The sequence below is a fragment of the Bradyrhizobium sp. USDA 4510 genome (genome assembly GCF_054059095.1).
Map to the genome: position 1 here is coordinate 3,859,332 of NZ_JBSSBT010000001.1, position 22,512 is coordinate 3,881,843.

Sequence of the window (22,512 nt, forward strand, 5' to 3'; positions counted from 1 at the left end):
TCACAGTGATTTTGACGGTTTGATACCGAGCCAGCTTAGGATCGGCAAGTTCTCTGGCGGCACGAGGATTTCGATGCTTCTGGGGATATCGGCTCGACGGCGAATGAGGCCGTTACGTTCGAGCGTGACGATCATCTGATGGACTGAGGGCGGGCTAACACCGAAGTGACGCTGCATGTCGGCTTCGGCGGGGGGCCGTCCGAACATGTGCGAGTAGGTATAGATGAAAGCCAGATAATGGCCCTGCTTCTCGGTAAAGCGTGCGCCTGATTTTTGACTCATGGATCGATTCGTCCGGAGCCTCCGACAGGGAGGCGAACGATGAATGTACGGTACCGGGTTGAATTGAGCCAAGCCGAGCGAGAGGAACTGACGGCGATGCTGAGCGGCGGCAAGCATGCCGCTCGCAAACTCAAGCGGGCCCAGATTTTGCTGGCGGCCGACATCGGCAGCCGCGACGAGGAGATTGTCCGGACCGTCAGAGTAAGCGCCTCCACCGTCTATCGGACCAAACGCCGCTTGGTGGAAGGCAATCTCGATCGGGCCTTGAGTGAGGAGCCGCGTCCCGGTGCGGAGCGCAAGCTGACCGGCAAGGAGGAAGCCCTGCTGGTGGCGACCGCATGCGCCAAGCCGCCCGCTGGCCGGAGGCGCTGGACGCTGGCGCTGCTGGCCGACGTGATGGTCAAGCTCACCGATCATGACAGCCTGTCGGGCGAGACCGTGCGCCGCCGGCTGGCCGATAATGACCTCAAGCCGTGGCGCAGGGACATGTGGTGCATTCCCCATGTCGATGGCGAATACGTCGCCCGCATGGAAGATGTGCTCGATCTCTACGCTGAAGCGCCTGATCCCGAGCGGCCGCTGGTCTGCTTCGACGAAACCCCCGTCCAGCTCATCGGCGAAGTGCGCCAGCCGATCCCACCCGAGCCGGGAAAGCGCGAGCGTTACGATTACGAGTACCGCCGCAACGGCACCGTCAATCTCTTTGTCGCCCTCGATCCGCATCGGGCCTGGCGTAACGTCAAAGTCACCGAACGGCGCACCGCCGTGGATTATGCTCACTGCATGCGCGAACTCGTCGATGTCCATTACCCCAAGGCCGCCTGCATCCGTGTCGTGCAGGACAATCTGTCGATCCATGCCCCCGGCGCCCTCTACCAGGCCTTTGCCCCCGCCGAGGCCCGCCGCATCCTGCGCCGCCTCGAGTTCCACTACACCCCGAAACACGCCAGTTGGCTCAATATGGTCGAGATCGAGATCGGCGTGCTCCAAGGGCAGTGTCTCGGCCGCCGGATCGACGATCCAAAACGCCTTAGAAACGAGATCGCAGCATGGGAGCGGCAGCGAAACAAAACTCGCGCCCGTATCAACTGGATGTTCACAACGGACAAAGCTCGCACCAAACTGGGGCGCGCCTATCCAGGCATACCCAAAGAGTCAAAATCACTGTGACGAGCTACTAGCCGGTACCCTGCACGGCCTTGTCATAGGCCTCGATCGTCAGCCTTGCCCTGACCGCAATATCCGCGCCCGTCATGCCCGGCTTGTAAAGGCTGCTGCCGAGACCGAAGGCGCGAATGCCTGCCTTCACATACTCGGCGAAATTCTGGTCCGAGACGCCGCCGACCGCGGCGATCATCACGTCCGGCGGCAGCACGGCGCGGATCGCGGTGATGCCGGCGGCGCCGAGCACGCTGGCCGGAAAGAATTTCAGGCTCGATGCCCCCGCGCGCGCGGCGAGCAGCGCTTCCGTCGGCGAGAACACGCCGGGCATCGTGATCATCGCGTGGTCTCTTGCACGCGCCAGCACCTCGACATCGACATTCGGCGACACCATGAGGCGGCCGCCGACGTCGTGCAGGCGATCGACGTCGGCTGCAGTCAGCACCGTGCCGGCGCCGATCAGAACATCGGCCGGCGCGCGCTTCGCCGTGATCTCGATCGAGCGGAACGGCTCGGGCGAGTTCAGCGGAATCTCGATCGCGGTCATGCCGGCGTCGAGCAGCGCGCTGACGATGCCCAGCACCTCGTCCGGCTTGACGCCGCGCAGGATCGCGACCAGCGGCCGCTTCATCGGCGGAAACGGAATACTCATGCGTTGATCCCTCACTTCTTCCAGATCGCCGCCGCTGCGCCGGCGAGGCCACGGCGAACCGCCTCCTCCGCATCCATGACATTGAGCGGAATCGAAAGGGCTTCGAGCGCCATCTGATAGAGCCGCTGCAACCGGCCCGAGGCAATCAGCGTAACCGGCGCTCCCTGCTCCCGCTCCGCAAGGCCCGCTGCGAGTTCGACGCCGATCAACGTGCCCGAGATCGTCTCGCGCGCGGCCTGTGCGTTGCCGCCGAACAGCAGCTGCCGCGATCGCACGCGAAACAGCAGATTGGCCGCTAGCGCCGGCGCCGCGAATGCCGCCGCGACCGCCGCGCGGAACGCATCGCCGTCAACCGCTTCCTCGGCGCCGGCGACGGCGTGCGACAGGATGGTGTCGCGCGCGACCGCGCTGAACAGCTCTCCGGTCATGAAGGTCGCAAAGCGTTCGACCGTTCCGCCGCGGCCCCTCACCCATTTGGAATGCGTTCCCGGCATGCAGACGAGCGCCTCGCCCGGCGCATTCAAGCCGAGCGCCCCCAGCAGCTGGGTCTCCTCGCCGCGCATGACGTCCGGCGCGGCGGCATCACGCTGCGCGATCCCGGGCAGGATACGGATCTCGCGCGTCTGCCCGCTGACCACGACAGCGCCCTTGAGGATGTCCGACAGATGCGCCGGCGTATCGATATAGCCGGCCTCGACCCAGCCCTGCCGCGCGCCCGCCATGCCGCAGATCACGACCGGCAGGTCGGCCGGCACACCCAGCGCATCGAGATGCGATTGCAGCACGGCCGCAAAGCCGGTCCTGGCTGCCGCGGTCATGCCTTCATCGCTGCGGCGCTCACCGAGCACCTTGCCACCGGCGCCCGTCAGCCAGAGCCGGAAGCTGCTGGTGCCCCAGTCGACCGCGACATAGGAAAGCCCGCTCATCGCGCCCTGTTCCACGCTCTCAGTGTCCCGCGCCCCGACGGCGCCGCTGCCAGACGCGATAAAGGCGATCATCGCGCCACGCAAGGCGGCTCGGTGGCGTGACGCCACGAGGCCCGCTGGCATCGGACGCGCGGATCGATTACCGCGCGCCCTTCAGCGTGCAGGAGGTCGTGCAGGTCGTCACGTTGCCGCGGTCACATTTGATGCAGGCGTTGACGCACTGATCCATGACCTTGGGATTGTACTGACTGTAAAGATTGGCCGCACAGCTGTTGGTCGATCCCGTAACCTCCGGGTCGGACCAGCAACCGGACAGTAAAAATGCTGCGGCACTCAAAATGGCGACCTTGCGCATAAGGCCTCCTGCCACGCCGTATCCGAGTAATGTTGCAAGTAACCTTGATGGGTTAGGTTAAATTCCGGTTTCAATTGCGGCCTTATTCGGAAGCAGTATTGCTTATCCACCGGACATTTCCCCAAGGTCCGGGCCCACACCGGCAAGGCCGTCAGGCGACCCCGCCTGGCGGCTTTGTTGCCCAGCAATGCACAAGGAAACCAACAAGATGGCCCGAAAGCCGCGGTGGTCGTTCAAGGAGGACCGACGACTGATGGAACTGGCACGCTCCTCGAAGTCGCTGGAGGAGGTCGTGAAGGCGACCGGCCGCTCGCCGGAGCGGATCAAGAAGATGGCGATGCGCCTCGGCCTGTCGATCAAGCCGCGCAGTACCACCAAGAAATGACTTGAAATACGGCCGCTAGAGTTCTGGCGGACAATCGTCCTTCGCCCGCACCGGGATCGCCTTGACCTCGCCTTCCGGCTTGGCCTCAGCCTCGCGTTCCGCCTCGGTCCCCCTGGTGCAGGTGGTCAGCACGAAAGCAACCCGGCTGCATTGCCATTCCGGCCCGAGCGCCGCATTGGTCACCGGCTCGGGCGACGCCAGTGTCAGGGATAGATACGCCACCAAAACGGCACCCGCCGCGCCTGCGGCAGCCAGCGCCGCGCCCTTTCCGGACCACAGCTTGGACATCATGGCCTTGGTTCCCGCCGATCTCCAGGAGACGAGGCAGCCCGCCTGTCCGCGTGTGATCGGAATCACAACCGGGATCAAACAGTTCAGCCCGAGTCTTTGGGTTTGATGTGGGATCGATATTGCACTGCCGCAAGACGGGGTTAGCGCGCCGGCTCGATCACATTACAGTTGGTCCGGCCCGACATCAGGCAGTCCTGCATCTTGCTCGCCGCCGTCAGGTCATGCGCGAGCCAGAGGCCGACCGCGAGCATGACCGCTGCGACCAGCAGTCCGATCAGCGCGCCCCTTCTGCTGCCTCCGTCGTCGGATTCGCTCATGCCCGCTTCGGTTCCCGGTTGCCACGATCCGCATCATGACCGTTTGCACGGTTGCGTGCGATCAATTCTGCAACAGTCGCACAACGAAATGCACGGCCGCGGCCGTTGGCACCGCAATTCCGTTGCGCGCCAGGGGCGACTCGCGAAAGACTACTCGCTGAAGTGGAGCGCGTGTGCGGGGCGTGCCGATGAGCGAACAAGAAGCAACGACGTACGACTATCAGCGTTACAGGCAGTTGCTCTCGGAGGCTGTCGATGAGAGCAGCAGGCAGCGGCTGATCAGCCTCCTGATCGTCGAAAGGGCGCGCGACAGGCTGGAAGCCCAGCGCGCCTCGGACCGGAGCGCGATGACCGCCGAGACGGTCGCCAAAGTCCTGGGTAACGGACGACGCGAGCACCTCCAGCGCGGCTGAACTTTTCAACAGCCCTTGTTCAACAGCCCTTGGTGACCAGCCACTCACCGCGCGCCCGCGGGGCGAACGATGGCTGCTTGACGCTGGCTCATATCTCCCTTGCTCCACAGCCCTCCGTTCACCACTGGCAATTTCGTCGCCATTCACTTATTGAAACGCCGAACCAACCCCATCCATCACCCGAACAGAAAGCAGCAAGGCTTCCTCTATGAGTGGCTTCAAGGAACCGGGTTTTGCCGACCGCCAGAAAGCGGCCCTGCAGGCGCGGCAAAACCTCCTCAACAAGTTTCGCGCCCAGCCGGGAGCTGACGATCCCGCTGTGAAGGCACGTGCCGAGGAGCGCGCGGCGATCGCCGAACGCCGCACCAAGGCCAAGGAAGCCCGCGAGGCCGAAAAGGCCGAGCAGAAGCGCCGCGAGGAAGAGGCCGCCGCCGCCGAGGCCGCCCGCATTGCGCGCGAGAAGGAAGAGGAAGCCGCCCGCGAGGAGGCGCTGCTCGCTGAGCAGAAGGCCAAGCGCGATGCCCGCTACGCGGCACGCAAGGAGCGCGGCAAGAAGAAGCGCTAAGGCGCAACCAGGCCCGCCAGCGGCGGGCCTGCGGACAGCGGGCGATGACGGCAGTCAGTTCTTCTTCATGCCGTCGTCTTTCTTCATCATCGCGCCGCCGTCCTTCTTCATGGCGTCGTCCTTCTTCATCATGCCACCGTCCTTCTTCATGGCATCCTTGGACATCGAGTCTTCCTTTTTCATCGCGTCATCCTTGCCCATCTTGTCCTGAGCGAAGGCGGCGGGCGCCAGCGCCAGGCTGAACGAGAGCAGCGCGGCGGAAAGGCCGAGGCGGGTCTTGGTGGTCATGGTGATGATCCCTTGTGTGGTCGAATGTGAGCGCGACGACTTGCCGCTCTCTACTCGACGCACTTGCGCCGGCCGTCGTTACCTCCAATAACGAATTCTTGAAGCAGCACGGCTGCGGTCGCCCGGCGGCTGGTCGCGCGACGGTTGCGTGACGACGCGGCGTCACCGCGCATCAGTGTGCATCGCAACAACGGCAAGGCTTGAACGTCAGGACTTGAATGTCAGGACTTGAACGTCAGGACTTGCAGCCCCGTATCGGCTCGCACTATCAGGGCGCCTCGAACTATCAGACTAGAGAATATTCACGCGAAGACCGGCTAAGCTAAAGCTCCGCGCCGGCCTAACAGCCACTCAAGAAGCTCTCAGGGGAGAACAATGCTTACACGCCGCCACGTCCTCGCTTCCGCCCTCGCCGCACCCGCCGTCCTGCGGATGGGGTTCGGAACCGCGCATGCCGCGACCACGCTGAAGATCTCGCACCAGTTCCCCGGCGGCACCATCGACAAGGGCGACTTCCGCGACCGGCTGTGCAGGATGTTCGCGGCCGAGGTCGCCAAGCGCTCGGGCGGTGAGCTGACCGCCGAGGTCTATCCGAACTCGTCGCTGATCAAGACCAACGCGCAGTTCTCGGCGATGCGCAAGGGCGCGCTCGACCTCAGCCTGTATCCGATGCCCTATGCCGGCGGCGAATTGCCGGAGACCAATATCGGCCTGATGCCGGGCCTCGTCACCACCTACGACCAGGGCCTGCGCTGGAAGAAGGAGCCGGTCGGCAAGGCCTTGAGCGACTTCCTCGCCGACAAGGGCATTCTACTGATCTCCTGGGTCTGGCAGGCCGGCGGCGTCGCCAGCCGCTCCAGGGCGATCGTGGCGCCTGAAGATGCCAAGGGCCTCAAGGTGCGCGGCGGCTCGCGCGAGATGGACATGGTGCTGCAGACCGCCGGCGCCGCCGTGCTGTCGGTGCCGTCCAACGAGCTCTACGCCGCGATGCAGACCGGCGCCTGCGACGCCGGCATCACCTCCTCCACCAGCCTGATCTCGTTCCGCCTCGAGGAGGTCGCGAAGTCGCTGACCTCGGGCGCCGGCGCCTCCTACTGGTTCATGCTGGAGCCGTTGATGATGTCGAAGGCGATCTTCGACAAGCTGCCGAAAAACCAGCAGGACATCATCCTTGCCGTCGGCACCGAGCTCGAGGCGTTTGGCCGCAAGGGGGCGCAGGACGACGATACCGAAGTCGCCAAGGTCTATGAGAAGGCCGGCGCCAAGGTCAGCGCGCTCGATGCAACCATTGTCGGCAAGTGGCGCGACATCGCGCGCGATACCGCGTGGAAGGACTATGGCGCCAAGACCGCCACCGCCGCCAACCTGCTGAAGCTCGCTAGCGACGTCGCCGCATGATCCATGGTCCGGTCGCGGATCAGGCCGAAACCGCAAGCATCGCCGCGGGCAACACGCCCGTGGCCGTGCTTGGGCGCGCGCTGTCCATCTGCAACAACATCATCGTGGTGTTCGCCGCGCTCGCCCTGGTCGCGGCCTGCGTGATCCTGAGCTACAGCGTGCTCGGCCGCGCCCTGTTCCACAGCCCGAACTACTGGCAGGACGAGGCGGCCGTCTTCCTCCTGGTCGGCGCCACCTTCATGACCTCGGCCTATGTGCAGAGCCAGCGCGGCCATGTCAGCATCGAGGCGTTCGTCGGGCTGCTCTCGGCGCGCGCCAACGCCATCCGGCTGTGGCTGGTCGACGTCGCGAGCTTCGCGTTCTGCGCCTTCTTCGCCTGGAAATCCTGGACCCTGGCGCATGAAGCCTATGTCGACGGCCAGGTGTCCAACTCGATGTGGTCGCCGCCGCTCGCCATCCCCTACGTGCTGATGGCGCTGGGCATGACGCTGCTCTGCGTGCAGATCCTCCTGCAAATCATCATTCCGCTGACGGGTGGCGCGCGCCGATGACCGTGTTTGGTATTGGTATCTCCTACGGACTTGCCACCCTGTTTGCGATGTTCTCCGGCATGCCGATCGCGTTCGCGCTCGGTGCGGTCGCGGTCGTGTTCATGGCGATCTTCATGCCGGCGGCCTCGCTCGATACGGTGACGCAGAACGTCTACGAGGAGATGGCCTCGATCACGCTGCTGTCGATCCCGCTGTTCATCCTGAAGGGCGCGGCGATCGGCAAATCGCGAGCCGGCCAGGACCTCTATTCGGCGCTGCACGCCTGGCTGCACCGCGTGCCCGGCGGCCTCGGCGTCGCCAACGTATTCGCCTGCGCCCTGTTCGCGGCGATGGCCGGCTCCTCGCCGGCGACCTGCTCGGCGATCGGTTCGGCCGGCATCCCGGAGATGCGCAAGCGCGGCTATTCCGGCGGCTTTGCCGCGGGCATCATCGCCGCCGGCGGCACGCTCGGCATCCTGCTGCCGCCCTCGATCACGATGATCCTGTTCGCCGTCGCAGCCGAGAAATCGCTGGGACGGCTGTTTCTCGCCGGCATCGGCCCCGGCCTGCTGCTGGTGACGCTGTTCGGTTTCTACGCGGTGTTCCGCTTCCGCAAGGAATACGCCATGGCCCGCGCCGTCTATGACGCGACCGGCAAGGACGCGGCGATCCTGCAGCATGACGAATTCACCATGGCCGAGCGCTTCAGCGCGCTGCCGCGCGTGATCCCGTTCGTGCTGCTGCTGACCGGCGTGATGATTGCGCTCTATGGCGGCTACGCCACGCCATCGGAAACCGCCGGCCTCGGCGGCCTCCTGGCGCTCGGGCTGATCGCCGTGATCTACAGCGTGTGGACACCCAACGACCTGTCGCCGATCCTGAAATCGACCATCCGCGAGTCCACCATGCTGATGCTGATCATCGGCATGTCACTGCTCTATTCCTATGTGATGAGCTACCTGCACATCTCGCAGTCGGCGGCGGAGGCGATCGTCGCCATGCACCTGCCGCGCTGGGAGCTCTTGTTTGCGATCCTCGTGATGGTGATCGTGCTCGGCTTCTTCCTGCCGCCGGTCTCGATCATCCTGATGACCGCGCCGATCATCCTGCCGCCGCTGCGCGCGGCCGAGTTCGACATCATCTGGTTCGGCGTCGTCATGACCATCGTGATGGAGATGGGCCTGATCCATCCGCCGGTCGGCCTCAACATCTTCGTGATCCGCAACGTCGCGCCCGACATCCCCTTGAGCGAGGTGATCTGGGGCACGTTGCCATTCGTGCTGCTGATGATGTTCGCAGTGCTGTTGCTCTGCTTCTTTCCGGAGATCTCGACCTGGCTGCCGAATCTGATCATGGGGCCGGACGGCGGGCGCTAGACCGTTGTCGCGCAGAGGAACGCGGCAGACCGTAGTTTCAGGCGGCCTCCTGCTCGCGTTCCGCGAGCGCCTTCTCGATCCGGCGGACCAGCAACGCCGTCGGACGTCCCTCGCGCTGCAGCCGGCGGAGCTCGTTCCACAGCCTGATGATTTCGCGGTCTCGCTCGGCGTCCATGGCAGCACTCCCCCGGAGCGCGCCAATATGAACGAAACAAGAACGAAACTCAAGGCCGCGAGATGGCTTCAAGCCGCCGTGGCCGGTGCAGGAACCAGAGCGACGCGACGCGATTGGTTCCTTCATGAAAATGGCCAAGGCAACTCGCAGGCAGGCGCAGACCGCGGAGCGGGTTGCATTGACGACGGCCGACGCACTTGTCGCCAACCAGATGCGCTCCCTCGCCCGTGCTTTCAGGAGCCAGGCCGATATCCTGAAGAAGAAAGAGAAGAAAAAGAAGAGGTGAGACTTGCCTGCGGCCAGGGCTCACGGATAGCCATCACCCGGCGTGTCGACCTCGACCACATCGATCCGCGACGCGGACCTGCCCTTGCGTAGCTCCTCGTAGGACGTCTCCGCGCTCAGGCAGAACAGCGTCCTGCGGTCCGCGCCTCCGAGCGCGCAGGCAAGTGCGCGGCGGCCGGACACCGTGATGCGCTTACGCTCCACACCGGTGCGATCGATCCGGACAAAAGCATCTTCCGTGAAGGACGCGACCCAGGTCGCCCCGTCGGCATCGAGGCAGATGCCGTCGGGATCGTTGATGCTGCCGAACCGCCCGCGCAGGCTCAGGCCGCCGTCCGGCGCGATGTCGTATTCGGCGAGACCGGCGCCATCCATTTCGGCAACGACGAGTCGGCGATGGTCGGAGGAGACGGCAATGCCGTTGGGAAACCGCAAGCTTTCAGCAACGACGCGCGCACTGCCATCGGCCGTCACGAGGATGATCCGGCCGACCGCACCGCGGCGCTCCGGCGGCGGCAGGTTGAAGCCGAGATCGCCGACATAGGCGCGTCCCTGCCCGTCGATGATCATGTCGTCGATCGTGCCGGTCGCGACCTCGGAGAGATCGGCATAGAGCGACAGCGCTCCATCGGAAAACCGCAGCAGCCGCTTCCTGAACATCGTCAGCACGACGATGTCGCCATCAGGCAGGACGCCGAGACCACACGGCGTGTCGTCGGTCAGCGCAGCATGCTCCTGCAACTCGCCCGACGAGCTGATGCTCAGAAGCGCCCGCGCCATGCAATCGACGAACCAGAGCCGCCCGCGATGCCAGCGCGGGCCTTCGAAATAGCGGCCGCCGTCGAGGATCGTTCTGAGGCGAGCCGTCATGACGCACCGGCTCGAGAAAAGTGATGTGGCAGTGACATCGGCAGCCCCCACGTGCGCTCGCTACGACGATACAACTCACGCGGAACCGGTCAAAGCACGGTGCGGCCGTCCGTTTCCGCCGTAAAAACCCCGGTTCCCGCGGGTTCCACACGCCATATTCCATATTTCGCCGCGTTTTCCCTGTTGAATTGCAGCTGCATATTAAGACTCGAGAATCGAGGGTAGTGATAATCTGCGGCGGTTGTGCCGCCGTATGACGCGTTCTGTTGTGCCTCATGGTTTCTCAGGGGGGACCAGGGAATGAACCGTTGCCTACGTCCGCTGGCGTGCTTCGCCACCGCCGCCGCGCTCGCGCTGCTTCCGGTCCAGGCGACCGCCAAGCCGCATCACCAGCACCAGGCCAAAAGCGGCCACGGGGACAAGAAGGCGCATGGCGGCAAGGCCGCGCGCGAGAGTGCCTCCGGCAAGCGGCGGCACGCCAGACACGGCGCCGACAAACGTAAATCCGCGAAGGCCAAATCCGATCCTTCCAAATCCGCTGAGAAGGCGCCCGAGCCGGAGAAACCCGCCGAGCCGCAATTGTTGGGCGATCTCGCCACGATCAGGGACGCGATCCTCGCCGCGCGCAGAGGCAAGACCAGCGACGCGACCGATATCCAGGCCAGGATCACCGACCCGGTCGGGCGAAAACTCGTCGAGTGGTATCTGCTGCGCCACTCGGAATCGAGCGCGCCGTTCAGCCGTTATGCGGCATTCGTGACGGCCAATCCGGATTGGCCTAGCGTCACGCTGTTGCGCAAGCGCGCCGAAGCGCGGATCTGGCAGGAGCGCAGCGATCCGGCCACGGTGCACGGCTTCACCCTCGATCAGCCGATCAGCGCCAAGGGCAAGTTCGCGCTCGCCCGCACGCTGCTGGCCGAAGGCGACCGCGACGGCGCCACCCGGCTGGTGCGCGAAGCCTGGCGCTCGGAGGAGCTGTCCGATCGCTCCGAGAGCGACGCCTATGATGCGTTCAAGGACCTGCTGACGCGCGACGACCATCGCGCGCGCATGGACAAGCGGATCGGCGCCAAGGATCTCGCCGGCGCGAGGCGCGCGGCGCAGCGGCTCGGCAGCGACGATCTGGCGATCGTGAAAGCCTGCAGCGCGGTCCGCGGACAATCCAGCAAGGCAGAGGACACGCTCAACGATGTGCCGGCCGATGCCCGCCGCGATCTCGGTTACACGCTGTGCCGAATTCAGTGGCTGCTTGCGAAGAACAAGGTCGACGAAGCCGCGCGCGTGACGATCGCGGCTGAGCCCGAGACGATGGCGCAGCAGGACACCGACCAGTGGTGGCGCGAGCGCCGCATCCTCTCCCGCAAGCTGCTCGACCAGGGCGAGTACCAGGCGGCCTATGACGTGATCCGGCCCGCGGCGGCGCCGGACAATCCTTATTACCGCTCCGACATGCACTTCATGCGCGGCTGGATCGCGCTGCGTTATCTCAACGACGCCAAGACCGCCGCGGCGCACTTCGCGCATATCGACGAGGGCCAGACCAACCCGACCGTGCTGGCGCGCGCCGCCTATTGGCGCGGCCGCGCCGCAGAGGCACTCGGAAATTCCGCGGCGATGCGGGCCGACTACCAGGCCGCCGCGCGCTACCCGACGGCCTATTACGGTCAGCTCGCGCTGGCCAAGCTCGGCCGTGATGGTGGCGTCGAGCTGCGCGCGCCCTCGCCGGCCGCCAGCGCCGGCAGCATGGCTGCCGACGAGCGGGTCCGCGCCGCCGATATGCTCTATGCGATCGGCGAGCCCGACATCGTGCTCTATTTCGCCGCCGACCTCGCCGAGGAAAGCACCGATGTCGGGATGCTCGAGGCGCTCGGCGAGCTCACTGGCCGCCGCAACGATGCCCGGGCCATGCTGCAGATCGGCAAGATCGCGCTCGCGCGCGGCTTTGCCTTCGACCACTACGCCTTCCCGGTGATCGGTATTCCCAAGCACACGCCGATCGCGCCCGATATCGGGCGCAGCATGACCTACTCGATCGCGCGTACCGAAAGCGCGTTCGACCAGCGCGACAAGTCGGCGGCCAACGCCGTCGGCCTGATGCAGGTGACGCCGGAAGCCGGCCGTGACACCGCCAAGCGCTTCGGCGTCAGCTATGACTGGAGCCGGATGGTGTCCGATCCCGTCTACAACACCCAGATGGGCGCAGCCGAGCTCAGCGCGTTGCTGTCGGAATATCGCAACTGCCACATCATGACCTTTGCCGGCTACAACGCCGGTCGCGGCCGCGTCCGCGACTGGGTCAAGGCCTACGGCGACCCGCGCGATCCCAAGGTCGATCCGGTCGACTGGGTGGAGCGGATCCCGATCTCCGAGACGCGCAACTACGTGCAGCGCGTGATGGAGAATTTCGCGGTCTACCAGGCGCGGTTCGAGGATGCCGGCACGGCGGTGGCCAAGAACGGCGAGCGCGTCGTGACACAGGAGAGCAACGCGGCGCCGGCTGAGGCAATGCCGTCGCAATAACGTCGTCCCGGCCTAGCGCGCAATTGCGCGCGGCCGGGATGACAAGTTTCAATCCACCTTCACGTTGGCGGCCTTGATCATCGGCCACCATTTGGCGATTTCCGCCTTCTGCCAGGCACCGAGCGCATCCGGCGTGAGCTGATCCTTCGGCGGCATCTGCAAGCCCAAATTCTCGAGCTGCTTCTGCACGGCCGGATCGGCCATCGCCTCGACCGCAGCGGCGTTGAGCTTGGCCACGATCTCCTTCGGGGTACCCTTCGGCACCCAGAGGCCGGACCACAGCGTCATGTGGAAGCCCGGCAGGCCGGCCTCGTCGACCGTCGGAACGTCAGGCGCATTCGCGACCCGCTTGGAATCGGTGACCGCATAGGCGCGGATATTGCCGGCACGGACCTGGTTGATCGAGTTCGAGGTCTGGTCGACGATGATGTCGATCTGGCCGGCGACGAGGTCGTTCAGCGCTGGGCCGGTGCCGCGATACGGTACATATTGCAGCTTGATGCCGGAGACGTTCTCGAAATAGAGCCCGGCGATATGGCTGCCGCTGCCGGCGCCGGCGGTGCCCGCGGTCGGCGGCGCCGGCCGCGACTTCAGCCACTCCAGCAACTCCTTCAGCGATTTCGCCGGCACGGCGTTCTTGCTGACGATGATCATCGGGTTGCTCGGCAGCAGCGCCACCGGCTCGAGATCGGTGACGAGGTCGTAGCCGAGCTTGTAGATCGCGCCGTTGGCGACATGGGTGCCGAGATGGCCGAACGAGATGGTGTAGCCGTCGGGCGCCGAGCGCACCGCGCGGCCAACGCCGATCGAGCCGCCCGCTCCAGTCACGTTCTCGATCAGCAGCACCTCACCGAGCGACTGCTTCATTCGTTCGCCGAGGATGCGCGCCATCGCATCCGAGGGGCCGCCGGCAGCAAACGGCACCACGATGGTGATCGGGTGCGCGGGATAGGTTTCCGCGGAAACGGTCCCCGTCAACGCGAACATCGCCAATACGGCCAGAACCAGCTTCCGCATCACGCTCTCCCTCAATTTTCTTGTTTCCAATTATTTTTGAAGGGCCACCTTTCGACAAGATGGCCCTTCGGATGAGGCGTCAGAACTGCGAGAAGTCGATCGGCTTGTGCCGGTCGAGCGTGCGGGTGATCGGCGGCAGCGGGTATTTCAGGCCACTGGCGCAGTTGAACAGCATCACGCGGTCGGTCTTGCTGACACGGCCGTCGGCGAGGCTCTCCTTGTAGGCGGCATAGGTCGCGGCGCCCTCGGGGCACAGCAGCAGCCCCTCCTCGCGCGCGACCTCATTGAGGGCGGCGCTGATCTTGTCGTCATCGACGGCGATCGCAAAGCCCTTGCTCTCGCGCACCGCGCGCAAAATGAGGAAGTCGCCGATCGCCTGGGGCACGCGGATGCCCGAGGCGATGGTGTGGGCGTCCTCCCAGCGCGCGGCGTGCTCGGTGCCGGCCTCATAGGCCCGCACCATCGGCGCGCAGCCGGAGGCCTGCACCGCGACCATGCGCGGGCGCTTGCTTCCGATGAAGCCGATCTTCTCGAGCTCGTCGAACGCCTTCCACATGCCGATCAGGCCGGTGCCGCCGCCGGTCGGGTAGAAGATCACGTCGGGCACGTCCCAGCCGAGCTGCTCGGCAAGTTCAAGCCCCATCGTCTTCTTGCCCTCGATCCGGTACGGCTCCTTCAGGGTCGAGGTATCGAACCAGCCGACCTTCGCCTTGCCCTCGCCGACGATCTTGCCGCAGTCATCGATATAGCCGTTGACGCGATAGACGGTGGCGCCCTGCAGCTCGATCTCGCTGACATTCACTTCCGGCGTATCGGCCGGGCAGAAGATCGTGGTCTTGATGCCGCAGGAGGTCGCATAGGCCGCCAGCGCCGCGCCGGCATTGCCGTTGGTCGGCATCGCCATGTGCTTGATGCCGAGCGCCTTGCCCATCGACACCGCCATCACCAGGCCGCGTGCCTTGAACGAGCCGGTCGGCAGCCGGCCTTCATCTTTCACAATGATCTCGCCGCCGCCAAGCCTGGCGCCGAGCCGCGGCAGCCGGATCAGCGGCGTCGTGACCTCGCCGAGGCTGACGATATCCTTGCATTTGCGCACCGGCAGCAGCTCGCGGTAGCGCCACAAATCGGCGGGACGCTGCGCCAGGGCGTCCTTCGTCAGCGCCTTCTTCACCCCGGCAAGGTCATAGCGCACCAGCAGCGGCTTGCCGGCCTTGGAGAGGTTGTGCACCTGGTCGGCGGGATAATGATCGCCCTCCATCGCGCATTCGAGATGGGTGACGAAAGTCGGGCGTTCGATGGTGAGGTTGTCGTTGTCTTTCACTGGCTCTGTTCTTTCTCCGGCTTCTTGCGTCAACGGCTCTTTCCGCTTGTCATCGCCGGGCTTGACCCGGCGATCCATCTTGCAAAAAAGCCTTCGCTTGATGGATGCGCGGGTCAAGCCCGCGCATGACGAGCTGAATTCGGCCACTCAAATATTCAGCACGCGCCCATAGGCGTCGAGCACCGCTTCCTTCATCATCTCCGACAAGGTGGGATGCGGGAACACGGTGTGCATCAGTTCCTCTTCCGTGGTCTCCAGATTCATCGCCACGACGTAGCCCTGGATCAGCTCGGTGACCTCGGCGCCGATCATGTGGGCGCCGAGCAGCTGGCCGGTCTTCTTGTCGAAGATCACCTTGACGAGGCCCTGGTCCTCGCCGAGCGCGATCGCCTTGCCGTTGCCGACGAACGGGAAGCGGCCGACCCGGATCTCGCGGCCGTCTTCCTTGGCCTTGGCCTCGGTGAGGCCGACGGAGGCGACCTGCGGGTTGCAGTAGGTGCAGCCCGGGATCATCAGCTTGTCCATCGGATGCGGATGCAGGCCCTTGATCGCCTCGATGCAGATCACGCCCTCATGCTCGGCCTTGTGCGCGAGCATCGGCGGTCCCGCGACGTCGCCGATCGCATAGATGCCGGGAACGTTGGTCTTGCCGAGGCCGTCGATCACGATGCAGCCGCGATCGGTTTTGACGCCAAGCTTCTCCAGCCCGAGATTCTCGATATTGCCGACCACGCCGACCGCCGAAATCACGCGCTCGAACTCCACCGCTTGCGGCTTCTCCTTGCCGTCGTCGATGGTCGCAACCACGCTGTCGGCCTTCTTCTCGAGCTTTGTCACCTTGGTCGAGGTGAGTATCTTGATCCCCATCTTCTCAAACCGCTTGCGGGCGAGCCCTGCGATTTCCGCATCCTCGACCGGGAGAATCTGCGGCAGCACCTCGACCACGGTGACGTCGGCGCCCATGGTGTGGAAGAACGAGGCGAACTCGATGCCGATCGCGCCCGAGCCGACCACCAGCAGCGACTTCGGCATCCGCTCCGGCACCATCGCCTCGAAATAGGTCCAGATCAGCTTCTTGTCGGGCTCGAGCCCGGGCAGCACGCGCGGCCGCGCGCCGGTCGCCACGATGATGTGCTTGGCCTGATAGCTGCCCTCGCCGCTGGCGCCCTTCGGCGCCTCGACCGCCGACTTCTTCACCGTGATCTTGCCGGGCGCGTCGATCGTGGCCTCGCCCCAGATCACCGTGACCTTGTTCTTCTTCATCAGGAAGCCGACGCCGTCATTGAGGCGCTTCGAGACGCCGCGCGAGCGCTGCACCACCGCCTTCGGATCGAACGAGACATTGTCGGCCGACAACCCGTAATCCTTGGCGTGCTGCATGTAGTGATAGATCTCGGCGGAGCGCAGCAGCGCTTTGGTCGGAATGCAGCCCCAGTTCAGGCAGATGCCGCCGAGATAGGATTTCTCGACGATCGCGGTCTTGAAACCGAGCTGCGCGGCACGGATCGCGGTCACGTAGCCGCCGGGGCCGGAGCCGATGATGATGACGTCAAAGGATGTGTCGGCCATGGCGGCTCCCGTTCAACTCAACGTGTGACGCCGCGGGCGCGGCTTCTTGCGATCAATGACCTGACCAGCCATTCGAGTCCGATCACCAGGGCCATGATGGCCAGGGCCGTCAGCACGATCGGCTGGGCGATGTTCCGCGCCAGCTGCTCGCCGGCGAAGAACGCGGAGTGTAGAAAATCCAATCCGACCGGATTGAGCACCAGTGCGGCCGACAGCAACAGCGAGATCCAGGGCCAGCGCGTGCGAGCCATGCTGGCCATTCATCCGTACTCCCGCCATACCGCACCGAGGAACACGGACCACGCCAGCGCCAGCACCGCGGCGCCGATCATCATGATCCTGAACTGGATCGTCGATATCAGGTCGCGGTTGACCGCGACGAGCAACGCGACGGCGATAGCGGCGAGCAGGACGTACGGACCGACGATCGCGTACATGGCGGATGCCCGTCACACCATCATCATCACAGGGTTTTCGATCAGCTGCTTGAAGGCACCGATCAGCTCGGCGCCGAGCGCGCCGTCGATCGCACGGTGATCGCACGACAACGTCACGCTCATCATGTGCGCGATCTCGATCTTGCCGCCGCGCACCACCGGACGTTCCTCCGAGGTGCCAACCGCGAGGATCGAGGCATGCGGCGGGTTGATCACGGCGGTGAAGTGGTTGATGCCGTACATGCCGAGGTTGGAGACCGCGGTGGTGCCGCCCTGATATTCCTCCGGCTTCAGCTTGCGGGCGCGGGCGCGGGCGGCGAAATCCTTCATCTCGTTGGAGATGGTCGAGAGCGTCTTGGTCTCGGCCTTGCGGATGATCGGCGTGATCAGGCCGCCCGGCATCGCCACCGCGACGCCGACGTCGGAATGCTTGTGCTTGAGCATGCCGCCTTCGGTCCAGCTGACGTTGCAGTTCGGAATCTTCTGCAGCGCCACCGCCATCGCCTTGATGACGAAGTCGTTGACCGAGATCTTGTAGAGCGGCTTCTTCTCCTTGTCCTTCGGCGCTGCGGCGTTGATCTCCTCGCGCGCGGCGAGCAGCTTGCCGATGTCGCAGTCGATGGTGAGGTAGAAGTGCGGGACGTTCTGCACCGAGGCGGTGAGACGCTGCGCGATGGTGCGGCGCATGCCGTCATGCGGCACCACCTCGTAGGAGCCCGGCTCGAACAGCGCGAGGATCTGCTTGTCCGACATTGACGGCGCGATGCTCGGTCCCGCGGCGGGCGCTGCCGGCGCCTTCAGGCCCTTGCCGGACTTGGCCTCGTCGACGTCGCGCGCGATGACCCGGCCATGCGGGCCGGTGCCGGTGATGCGGGCGAGATCGATGCCGGCTTCCTTTGCCAGCCGGCGCGCCAGCGGCGACGAGAACACGCGGGCGTGGCCGTTGGCCTGCGCGGCGGCGTGAGGCGCCGCGGCGGGCGCTGCGGCCGGCTTCGGCGCAGGCGCCGCCGCCGGTGCGGGAGCCGCCGCCGGCGCGGCCTGCGCGGCGGGCTTCGGCGCCTCGGCGGGTTTCGCGACAGGTGCGGCGCCCGCTCCGGCGCTGGCCGCCGCCTTCACATCCTCGCCGTCGCCGGCCATGACCGCGATGACGTCGTTGACCGGCACGTCCTGGGTGCCCTCGGGCACCAGGATCCTGGCGATCGTGCCTTCGTCGACCGCCTCGACTTCCATCGTCGCCTTGTCGGTCTCGATCTCCGCGATCACGTCGCCGGACTTGACCTTGTCGCCCTCTTTCTTGAGCCACTTGGCGAGGTTGCCCTTTTCCATCGTCGGCGACAGCGCGGGCATGAGAATATTGATCGGCATTGTCAGTGACCTTGTTGCGACCGCGGTTTGGTTTGGCCCATGTCGGTCGGCCGGGCGATTTCGGCTTCGAACATCTCGACGATGCGCGCGAGCGCCTCGTCCTCGGTGTATTCGCTCTCGCGCGCATAGGCGCGCGCCGCGTGGCGGGCGATGTCGACCAGCATGAGCCCCCACATGTCCGGCTCCTCGAAAGCGCGCTGGAACGCGATCGACAGGCCGCCGTCGACGACGAAGGCGCGCAGCACCTCGATGGCGTCGTCGCGGCCCATCACGTCAGGCGGCAGCGGCTGCTCCTTGGGACCGGCCATCGGCGTTACCGGTAGGATACGGCCTTGGCGGCGGCGACCACCTCGGCGACGGAGGGCAGAGCGAGCTTTTCGAGGTTGGCGGCATAGGGCATCGGCACGTCCTTGCCGGAGACGCGCGCCACCGGCGCGTCGAGATAGTCGAAGGCGTGCTCCATGATGCGCGCGGCGACCTCGGAGCCGACGCCGCTCTGCTGCCAGCCCTCCTCGACCGTCACCGCGCGGCCGGTCTTCTTCACCGAGTTGATGATGGTCTCGGTGTCCATCGGACGGATGGTGCGGAGATCGACGACCTCGGCCTCGATACCTTCCTTGGCGAGCTCGTCGGCGGCCTTCAGCGCATAGGACATGCCCATCGCCCAGGAGACGATGGTGACGTCCTTGCCGGCGCGGGCAATCCGCGCCTTGCCGATCGGCACCACGAAATCAGCCAGCTTCGGCACCTCACCGGTGTGGCCGTACAGCACCTCGTTCTCGAGGAAGATCACCGGATTGGGATCGCGGATCGCGGCCTTGAGCAGGCCCTTGTAATCGGCGGCCGAATACGGCGCGATCACCTTGAGGCCCGGGATCTGCGAGTACCACGCCGCGTAGTCCTGGCTGTGCTGCGCGGCGACACGCGCGGCGGCGCCGTTCGGGCCGCGGAACACGATCGAGCAACCCATCTGGCCGCCGGACATATAGAGCGTCTTGGCGGCGGAGTTGATGATCTGGTCGATCGCCTGCATGGCGAAGTTGAAGGTCATGAACTCGACGATCGGCTTCAGGCCCGCCATCGCCGCGCCGACGCCGACGCCGGCAAAGCCGTGCTCGGTGATCGGCGTGTCGATCACGCGGCGGGCGCCGAATTCCTGCAACAGGCCCTGCGTCACCTTGTAGGCGCCCTGATATTCCGCGACCTCCTCGCCCATGATGAAGACATCGCCGTCGCGGCGCATCTCCTCGGCCATCGCATCGCGCAGCGCCTCGCGAATGGTCTGCGTGACCATCTCGGTCCCCGCAGGGATTTCCGGATCAGGCAGTGACTCGGTCGCGGGCGCGGCCGGTGCCTTCGCCGCGGGCTGCGGCGTTTCCGCCTTGGCTTCGGCAGGCGCGGCTTCGGCGGCCTTCGGCTGCGGCGCTGGAGCCGCCGGCGCCTTGGCGAGGTCGGCGGCGCTCTCGCCGTCGACGAGAATGGTGGCGATCGGTGTGTTCACCGCAACGTCCGCGGTGCCTTCCGGAATCAGGATCTTGCCGAGCGTGCCCTCGTCGGTTGCCTCGACCTCCATCGTCGCCTTGTCGGTCTCGATCTCGGCGATGACGTCACCGGACTTGATGGTCTCGCCTTCCTTTTTCAGCCATTTGGCGAGGTTGCCCTTCTCCATGGTGGGCGACAGCGCAGGCATCAGCACTTGAATGGGCATATCGGCTCCCGAAATCGGTCTTGAAATTCGTCTGCGCGGGTGGGGTCAGCGGTAGATGTCGGTGTAGAGCTCGGCCGGATCCGGCTCCGGATCGTGCTGCGCGAAGTCTGCGGCCTCGTTGACGATCTCGCGCACCTGGGCGTCGATCGCCTTCAGGTCCTGCTCGCTGGCGCCCGAGGCCAGCAAGCGGTTGCGCACCTGCTCGATCGGGTCCTGGTCGTGACGCACCTTCTCGACCTCCTCGCGCGTGCGGTACTTCGCCGGATCGGACATCGAGTGGCCGCGGTAGCGGTAGGTCTGCATCTCCAGAATCATCGGACCGTTGCCGCCGCGGCACCAGGCCACGGCCTCATCGGCGGCGGCCTTGACGGCGCGCACGTCCATGCCGTCGACCTGCCTGCCCGGAATGTTGAAGGAGGCGCCGCGCTTGGAGAAGTCCTGCTGGGCCGATGCGCGCGACACCGAGGTGCCCATCGCATAGCGATTGTTTTCGATCACGTAGATCACCGGCAGCTTCCACAGCTCCGCCATGTTGAAGCTCTCGTAGACCTGGCCCTGGTTGGCCGCGCCGTCGCCGAAATAGGTCACGCTGACGTTATCGTTGCCGCGATAGCGGTTGGCGAACGCAAGGCCGGTGCCGAGCGAGACCTGCGCGCCCACGATTCCGTGACCGCCATAAAAGTGCTTCTCCTTGCTGAACATGTGCATGGAGCCGCCCTTGCCGCGGGAATAGCCGCCGCGGCGTCCGGTCAATTCGGCCATCACGCCTCTGGCTTCCATGTCGCAGGCCAGCATGTGGCCGTGGTCCCGGTAGCCGGTTATGACCTCGTCGCCCGGCTTCAGCGCCATCTGCATGCCGACCACGACCGCTTCCTGGCCGATATAGAGATGGCAGAAACCGCCGATCGCACCCATGCCGTAGAGTTGACCGGCCTTCTCCTCGAAGCGCCGGATCAGGAGCATGTCCCGCAGTGCCTTGAGCTCCTGCTCCTTAGTGAATTCGGGGGGAGAGCCAGCCTTCTCCTGCCCTGATTCTTTTGCGACGCTTTTCTTGGGTGCGGCCATGGCAATTCCGGGTGAGAGAAGTCGGAGAACCCTCTCTAACCCAACTCAAATCGCCTTGGAAGGATTGCGTTCGCCCGATGGAATTTTGCTATGCCGCACTGCAGCGCAGCGCGACATTTTTGTGATAGCGCGCGAATGATTTTGAAATTTGAGAACGCGTCGTCAGTTACTTGTTGATCCGAACGAGGTCACGCGGATTGGCGTAGTCGAGCTGGAAGCGCGCACGCTCGTCCAGCATGTCGGGATCGACCCGGTCCGACCGCAGCAGCGACACCCGCTGCTCGCCCTCGGCCCGCTCCTTCTTCAGCCGCGCCAGCTCGGAGGTCAGCGCGATGATCTCCTGATCGAGCTCCTGCCGCGCGTTCAAGCCGTATTTGCCGGTGTAGGCGTTGACGCCGAAATAGCCGACCATCAGCGCCGCCAGCGTATAGAGGGCGAGCCCGGTCAGAATCGATTTGAGGCGTGTGCGGGAAACCATGGCCGCGAGCATGCGGCCATGGGGTTAACGAACGCTGAACCAGAGCGTTTTCGAGCGAAGTGGATGCCGGTTCGCGTGAAGACAACGCGTCAAAGCAAGTTCAGAGCCCGTTCCGATTCGATCGGAACGGGACTCTTGCTCAGCGGTTCTGCTTTTCGATAAAGGCCGCGAAGGCGTCGAGATACTGCTGCAGCACACCCTTGAGCGACTCCTTGGTCAGTTCGCCGTTGTCGTCGAAGGCATCGCCGACGCCGTTGAGATAGGCTTCCGGCTGACCGAGGATCGGGCCGGAAATGCCGGGCAGGATGTTCTGCAGGTGCTTCACCGCGCTGACGCCGCCGAGCGGTCCGGGCGAATTGCCGACGATGCCGATCGGCTTGCCGATGAACGAGCTCTTGCCGTAGGGCCGCGAGGCGACGTCGATGGCGTTCTTCAGCACGCCCGGGATCGAGCGGTTGTATTCTGGGGTCACGAACAGCACGCCGTTCGACTTCTGCAGCTTCTCGCGGAAGGCGAGCCAGTCCGCCGGCGGCGCAGCCTCGAGGTCCTGGTTGAAGAAGGAAATTTCCTGAAGCGTCGTCACATCGAGCTTCAGCGACGCCGGTGCAAGCTTGGCCAGCGCATTGGCGATCTTGAGCGAGAAGCTCTGTTTGCGGATGCTGCCGACGATGGTGACGATGTTATAGGCCATAGCAAATTCCCCTCGGATTGCGCGTGAAACTGGTGCCCCTCACCTACCGGCGCACCAAGAAAGATGCAAGTG

Annotated in this window: 29 protein-coding genes; 9 read left to right on the plus strand and 20 right to left on the minus strand. The window is 65.1% G+C overall.

What is annotated here, in order from left to right; all coding sequences use genetic code 11:
• Positions 1 to 282 (minus strand): LexA family protein, encoded by a 282-nt coding sequence (locus tag ACVMDN_RS17565; protein WP_076829365.1) that lies wholly within the window; start codon positions 280 to 282, stop codon positions 1 to 3.
• A 39-nt stretch (positions 283 to 321) separates the two neighbouring features.
• Here ACVMDN_RS17565 and ACVMDN_RS17570 point away from each other — a divergent pair, with 39 nt between their 5' ends.
• Positions 322 to 1,452, plus strand: a complete 1,131-nt coding sequence (locus ACVMDN_RS17570) for an IS630 family transposase (RefSeq protein WP_076829362.1) — start codon at positions 322 to 324, stop codon at positions 1,450 to 1,452.
• Between the two features lie 7 nt (positions 1,453 to 1,459).
• On the opposite strand, the gene ACVMDN_RS17575 is transcribed toward ACVMDN_RS17570, so the two are convergent.
• From ACVMDN_RS17575 to ACVMDN_RS17585, 3 genes are all read right to left on the minus strand, one after another.
• Complete coding sequence (locus ACVMDN_RS17575; protein ID WP_456835085.1) at positions 1,460 to 2,095, minus strand: 2-dehydro-3-deoxy-6-phosphogalactonate aldolase; 636 nt, start codon at positions 2,093 to 2,095, stop codon at positions 1,460 to 1,462.
• A gap of 11 nt (positions 2,096 to 2,106) precedes the next feature.
• Entirely contained in the window at positions 2,107 to 3,021 is a 915-nt protein-coding gene (locus ACVMDN_RS17580; RefSeq protein WP_253641040.1) for a 2-dehydro-3-deoxygalactonokinase, read from the minus strand.
• 139 nt (positions 3,022 to 3,160) lie between these two features.
• A complete protein-coding gene (locus ACVMDN_RS17585; protein WP_026192800.1) occupies positions 3,161 to 3,376 on the minus strand; it encodes a hypothetical protein in 216 nt (71 codons plus the stop codon).
• Between the two features lie 208 nt (positions 3,377 to 3,584).
• Here ACVMDN_RS17585 and ACVMDN_RS17590 point away from each other — a divergent pair, with 208 nt between their 5' ends.
• On the plus strand, positions 3,585 to 3,761 hold the full coding sequence (locus tag ACVMDN_RS17590; RefSeq protein ID WP_166205288.1) for a hypothetical protein: 177 nt from the start codon (positions 3,585 to 3,587) through the stop codon (positions 3,759 to 3,761).
• A 15-nt stretch (positions 3,762 to 3,776) separates the two neighbouring features.
• Here the strand turns inward: ACVMDN_RS17590 and ACVMDN_RS17595 are convergent, their stop codons facing one another.
• Both ACVMDN_RS17595 and ACVMDN_RS17600 read right to left on the minus strand, forming a co-directional pair.
• Positions 3,777 to 4,052, minus strand: a complete 276-nt coding sequence (locus ACVMDN_RS17595; RefSeq protein ID WP_310884660.1) for a hypothetical protein — start codon at positions 4,050 to 4,052, stop codon at positions 3,777 to 3,779.
• Between the two features lie 140 nt (positions 4,053 to 4,192).
• Positions 4,193 to 4,369 carry a hypothetical protein gene (locus tag ACVMDN_RS17600; RefSeq protein WP_162832424.1) on the minus strand — a complete coding sequence of 59 codons (177 nt, stop codon included), beginning with the start codon at positions 4,367 to 4,369 and terminating at the stop codon, positions 4,193 to 4,195.
• 188 nt (positions 4,370 to 4,557) lie between these two features.
• On the opposite strand from ACVMDN_RS17600, the gene ACVMDN_RS17605 reads away from it, so the two are divergent.
• On the plus strand, positions 4,558 to 4,782 hold the full coding sequence (locus ACVMDN_RS17605) for a hypothetical protein (RefSeq protein WP_057016542.1): 225 nt from the start codon (positions 4,558 to 4,560) through the stop codon (positions 4,780 to 4,782).
• Positions 4,783 to 4,990: 208 nt separating this feature from the next.
• Positions 4,991 to 5,347, plus strand: coding sequence for a DUF6481 family protein (locus ACVMDN_RS17610; RefSeq protein WP_057016541.1), 357 nt, complete (start codon positions 4,991 to 4,993; stop codon positions 5,345 to 5,347).
• Between the two features lie 54 nt (positions 5,348 to 5,401).
• On the opposite strand, the gene ACVMDN_RS17615 is transcribed toward ACVMDN_RS17610, so the two are convergent.
• Positions 5,402 to 5,635: a pentapeptide MXKDX repeat protein gene (locus tag ACVMDN_RS17615; protein WP_092083897.1), complete on the minus strand. Its 234-nt coding sequence runs from the start codon at positions 5,633 to 5,635 to the stop codon at positions 5,402 to 5,404.
• Between the two features lie 375 nt (positions 5,636 to 6,010).
• Between ACVMDN_RS17615 and dctP the strand changes: the two genes are divergently transcribed.
• From dctP to ACVMDN_RS17630, 3 genes are read left to right on the plus strand one after another with little or no spacing between them, the layout of a single operon-like run.
• The gene (gene dctP, locus ACVMDN_RS17620) at positions 6,011 to 7,033 is read left to right on the plus strand and encodes a TRAP transporter substrate-binding protein DctP (protein WP_310884659.1); all 1,023 of its coding nucleotides are present in this window, start codon (positions 6,011 to 6,013) and stop codon (positions 7,031 to 7,033) included.
• A complete protein-coding gene (locus ACVMDN_RS17625; RefSeq protein ID WP_194295317.1) occupies positions 7,030 to 7,584 on the plus strand; it encodes a TRAP transporter small permease in 555 nt (184 codons plus the stop codon). The genes dctP and ACVMDN_RS17625 overlap by 4 nt, the downstream gene beginning before the upstream one ends.
• A complete protein-coding gene (locus ACVMDN_RS17630; protein ID WP_168858563.1) occupies positions 7,581 to 8,939 on the plus strand; it encodes a TRAP transporter large permease in 1,359 nt (452 codons plus the stop codon). The genes ACVMDN_RS17625 and ACVMDN_RS17630 overlap by 4 nt, the downstream gene beginning before the upstream one ends.
• Before the next feature lie 37 nt (positions 8,940 to 8,976).
• On the opposite strand, the gene ACVMDN_RS17635 is transcribed toward ACVMDN_RS17630, so the two are convergent.
• Positions 8,977 to 9,114 carry a hypothetical protein gene (locus tag ACVMDN_RS17635; protein ID WP_155258394.1) on the minus strand — a complete coding sequence of 46 codons (138 nt, stop codon included), beginning with the start codon at positions 9,112 to 9,114 and terminating at the stop codon, positions 8,977 to 8,979.
• Positions 9,115 to 9,238: 124 nt separating this feature from the next.
• Here ACVMDN_RS17635 and ACVMDN_RS17640 point away from each other — a divergent pair, with 124 nt between their 5' ends.
• A complete protein-coding gene (locus tag ACVMDN_RS17640; protein ID WP_310884658.1) occupies positions 9,239 to 9,400 on the plus strand; it encodes a hypothetical protein in 162 nt (53 codons plus the stop codon).
• A 20-nt stretch (positions 9,401 to 9,420) separates the two neighbouring features.
• On the opposite strand, the gene ACVMDN_RS17645 is transcribed toward ACVMDN_RS17640, so the two are convergent.
• Positions 9,421 to 10,269 carry an SMP-30/gluconolactonase/LRE family protein gene (locus tag ACVMDN_RS17645; protein WP_310884657.1) on the minus strand — a complete coding sequence of 283 codons (849 nt, stop codon included), beginning with the start codon at positions 10,267 to 10,269 and terminating at the stop codon, positions 9,421 to 9,423.
• A gap of 300 nt (positions 10,270 to 10,569) precedes the next feature.
• Here ACVMDN_RS17645 and ACVMDN_RS17650 point away from each other — a divergent pair, with 300 nt between their 5' ends.
• Positions 10,570 to 12,789, plus strand: coding sequence for a lytic transglycosylase domain-containing protein (locus ACVMDN_RS17650; RefSeq protein ID WP_310884656.1), 2,220 nt, complete (start codon positions 10,570 to 10,572; stop codon positions 12,787 to 12,789).
• Between the two features lie 48 nt (positions 12,790 to 12,837).
• Here the strand turns inward: ACVMDN_RS17650 and ACVMDN_RS17655 are convergent, their stop codons facing one another.
• The 11 genes from ACVMDN_RS17655 to ACVMDN_RS17705 form a co-directional block, all read right to left on the minus strand.
• Positions 12,838 to 13,806, minus strand: coding sequence for a tripartite tricarboxylate transporter substrate binding protein BugD (locus tag ACVMDN_RS17655; RefSeq protein WP_076825479.1), 969 nt, complete (start codon positions 13,804 to 13,806; stop codon positions 12,838 to 12,840).
• Between the two features lie 79 nt (positions 13,807 to 13,885).
• Positions 13,886 to 15,127, minus strand: a complete 1,242-nt coding sequence (locus ACVMDN_RS17660) for a threonine synthase (protein ID WP_028339715.1) — start codon at positions 15,125 to 15,127, stop codon at positions 13,886 to 13,888.
• A gap of 147 nt (positions 15,128 to 15,274) precedes the next feature.
• The gene (gene lpdA, locus ACVMDN_RS17665) at positions 15,275 to 16,696 is read right to left on the minus strand and encodes a dihydrolipoyl dehydrogenase (protein ID WP_076825475.1); all 1,422 of its coding nucleotides are present in this window, start codon (positions 16,694 to 16,696) and stop codon (positions 15,275 to 15,277) included.
• Positions 16,697 to 16,713: 17 nt separating this feature from the next.
• Positions 16,714 to 16,956 (minus strand): hypothetical protein, encoded by a 243-nt coding sequence (locus tag ACVMDN_RS17670; protein WP_057016535.1) that lies wholly within the window; start codon positions 16,954 to 16,956, stop codon positions 16,714 to 16,716.
• Complete coding sequence (locus ACVMDN_RS17675) at positions 16,957 to 17,133, minus strand: hypothetical protein (protein WP_168858567.1); 177 nt, start codon at positions 17,131 to 17,133, stop codon at positions 16,957 to 16,959. It abuts the gene before it with no gap.
• 12 nt (positions 17,134 to 17,145) lie between these two features.
• Complete coding sequence (locus ACVMDN_RS17680) at positions 17,146 to 18,498, minus strand: pyruvate dehydrogenase complex dihydrolipoamide acetyltransferase (protein WP_168858568.1); 1,353 nt, start codon at positions 18,496 to 18,498, stop codon at positions 17,146 to 17,148.
• Positions 18,499 to 18,500: 2 nt separating this feature from the next.
• On the minus strand, positions 18,501 to 18,806 hold the full coding sequence (locus ACVMDN_RS17685) for a DUF5076 domain-containing protein (protein WP_018271806.1): 306 nt from the start codon (positions 18,804 to 18,806) through the stop codon (positions 18,501 to 18,503).
• Positions 18,807 to 18,811: 5 nt separating this feature from the next.
• A complete protein-coding gene (locus ACVMDN_RS17690) occupies positions 18,812 to 20,206 on the minus strand; it encodes a pyruvate dehydrogenase complex E1 component subunit beta (RefSeq protein WP_076825471.1) in 1,395 nt (464 codons plus the stop codon).
• 45 nt (positions 20,207 to 20,251) lie between these two features.
• On the minus strand, positions 20,252 to 21,271 hold the full coding sequence (gene pdhA, locus ACVMDN_RS17695) for a pyruvate dehydrogenase (acetyl-transferring) E1 component subunit alpha (RefSeq protein WP_310884655.1): 1,020 nt from the start codon (positions 21,269 to 21,271) through the stop codon (positions 20,252 to 20,254).
• Between the two features lie 166 nt (positions 21,272 to 21,437).
• Entirely contained in the window at positions 21,438 to 21,749 is a 312-nt protein-coding gene (locus tag ACVMDN_RS17700) for an FtsB family cell division protein (RefSeq protein WP_028334062.1), read from the minus strand.
• Positions 21,750 to 21,888: 139 nt separating this feature from the next.
• Positions 21,889 to 22,440 carry an NADPH-dependent FMN reductase gene (locus ACVMDN_RS17705; protein ID WP_168858571.1) on the minus strand — a complete coding sequence of 184 codons (552 nt, stop codon included), beginning with the start codon at positions 22,438 to 22,440 and terminating at the stop codon, positions 21,889 to 21,891.
• Positions 22,441 to 22,512 lie beyond the last annotated feature (72 nt).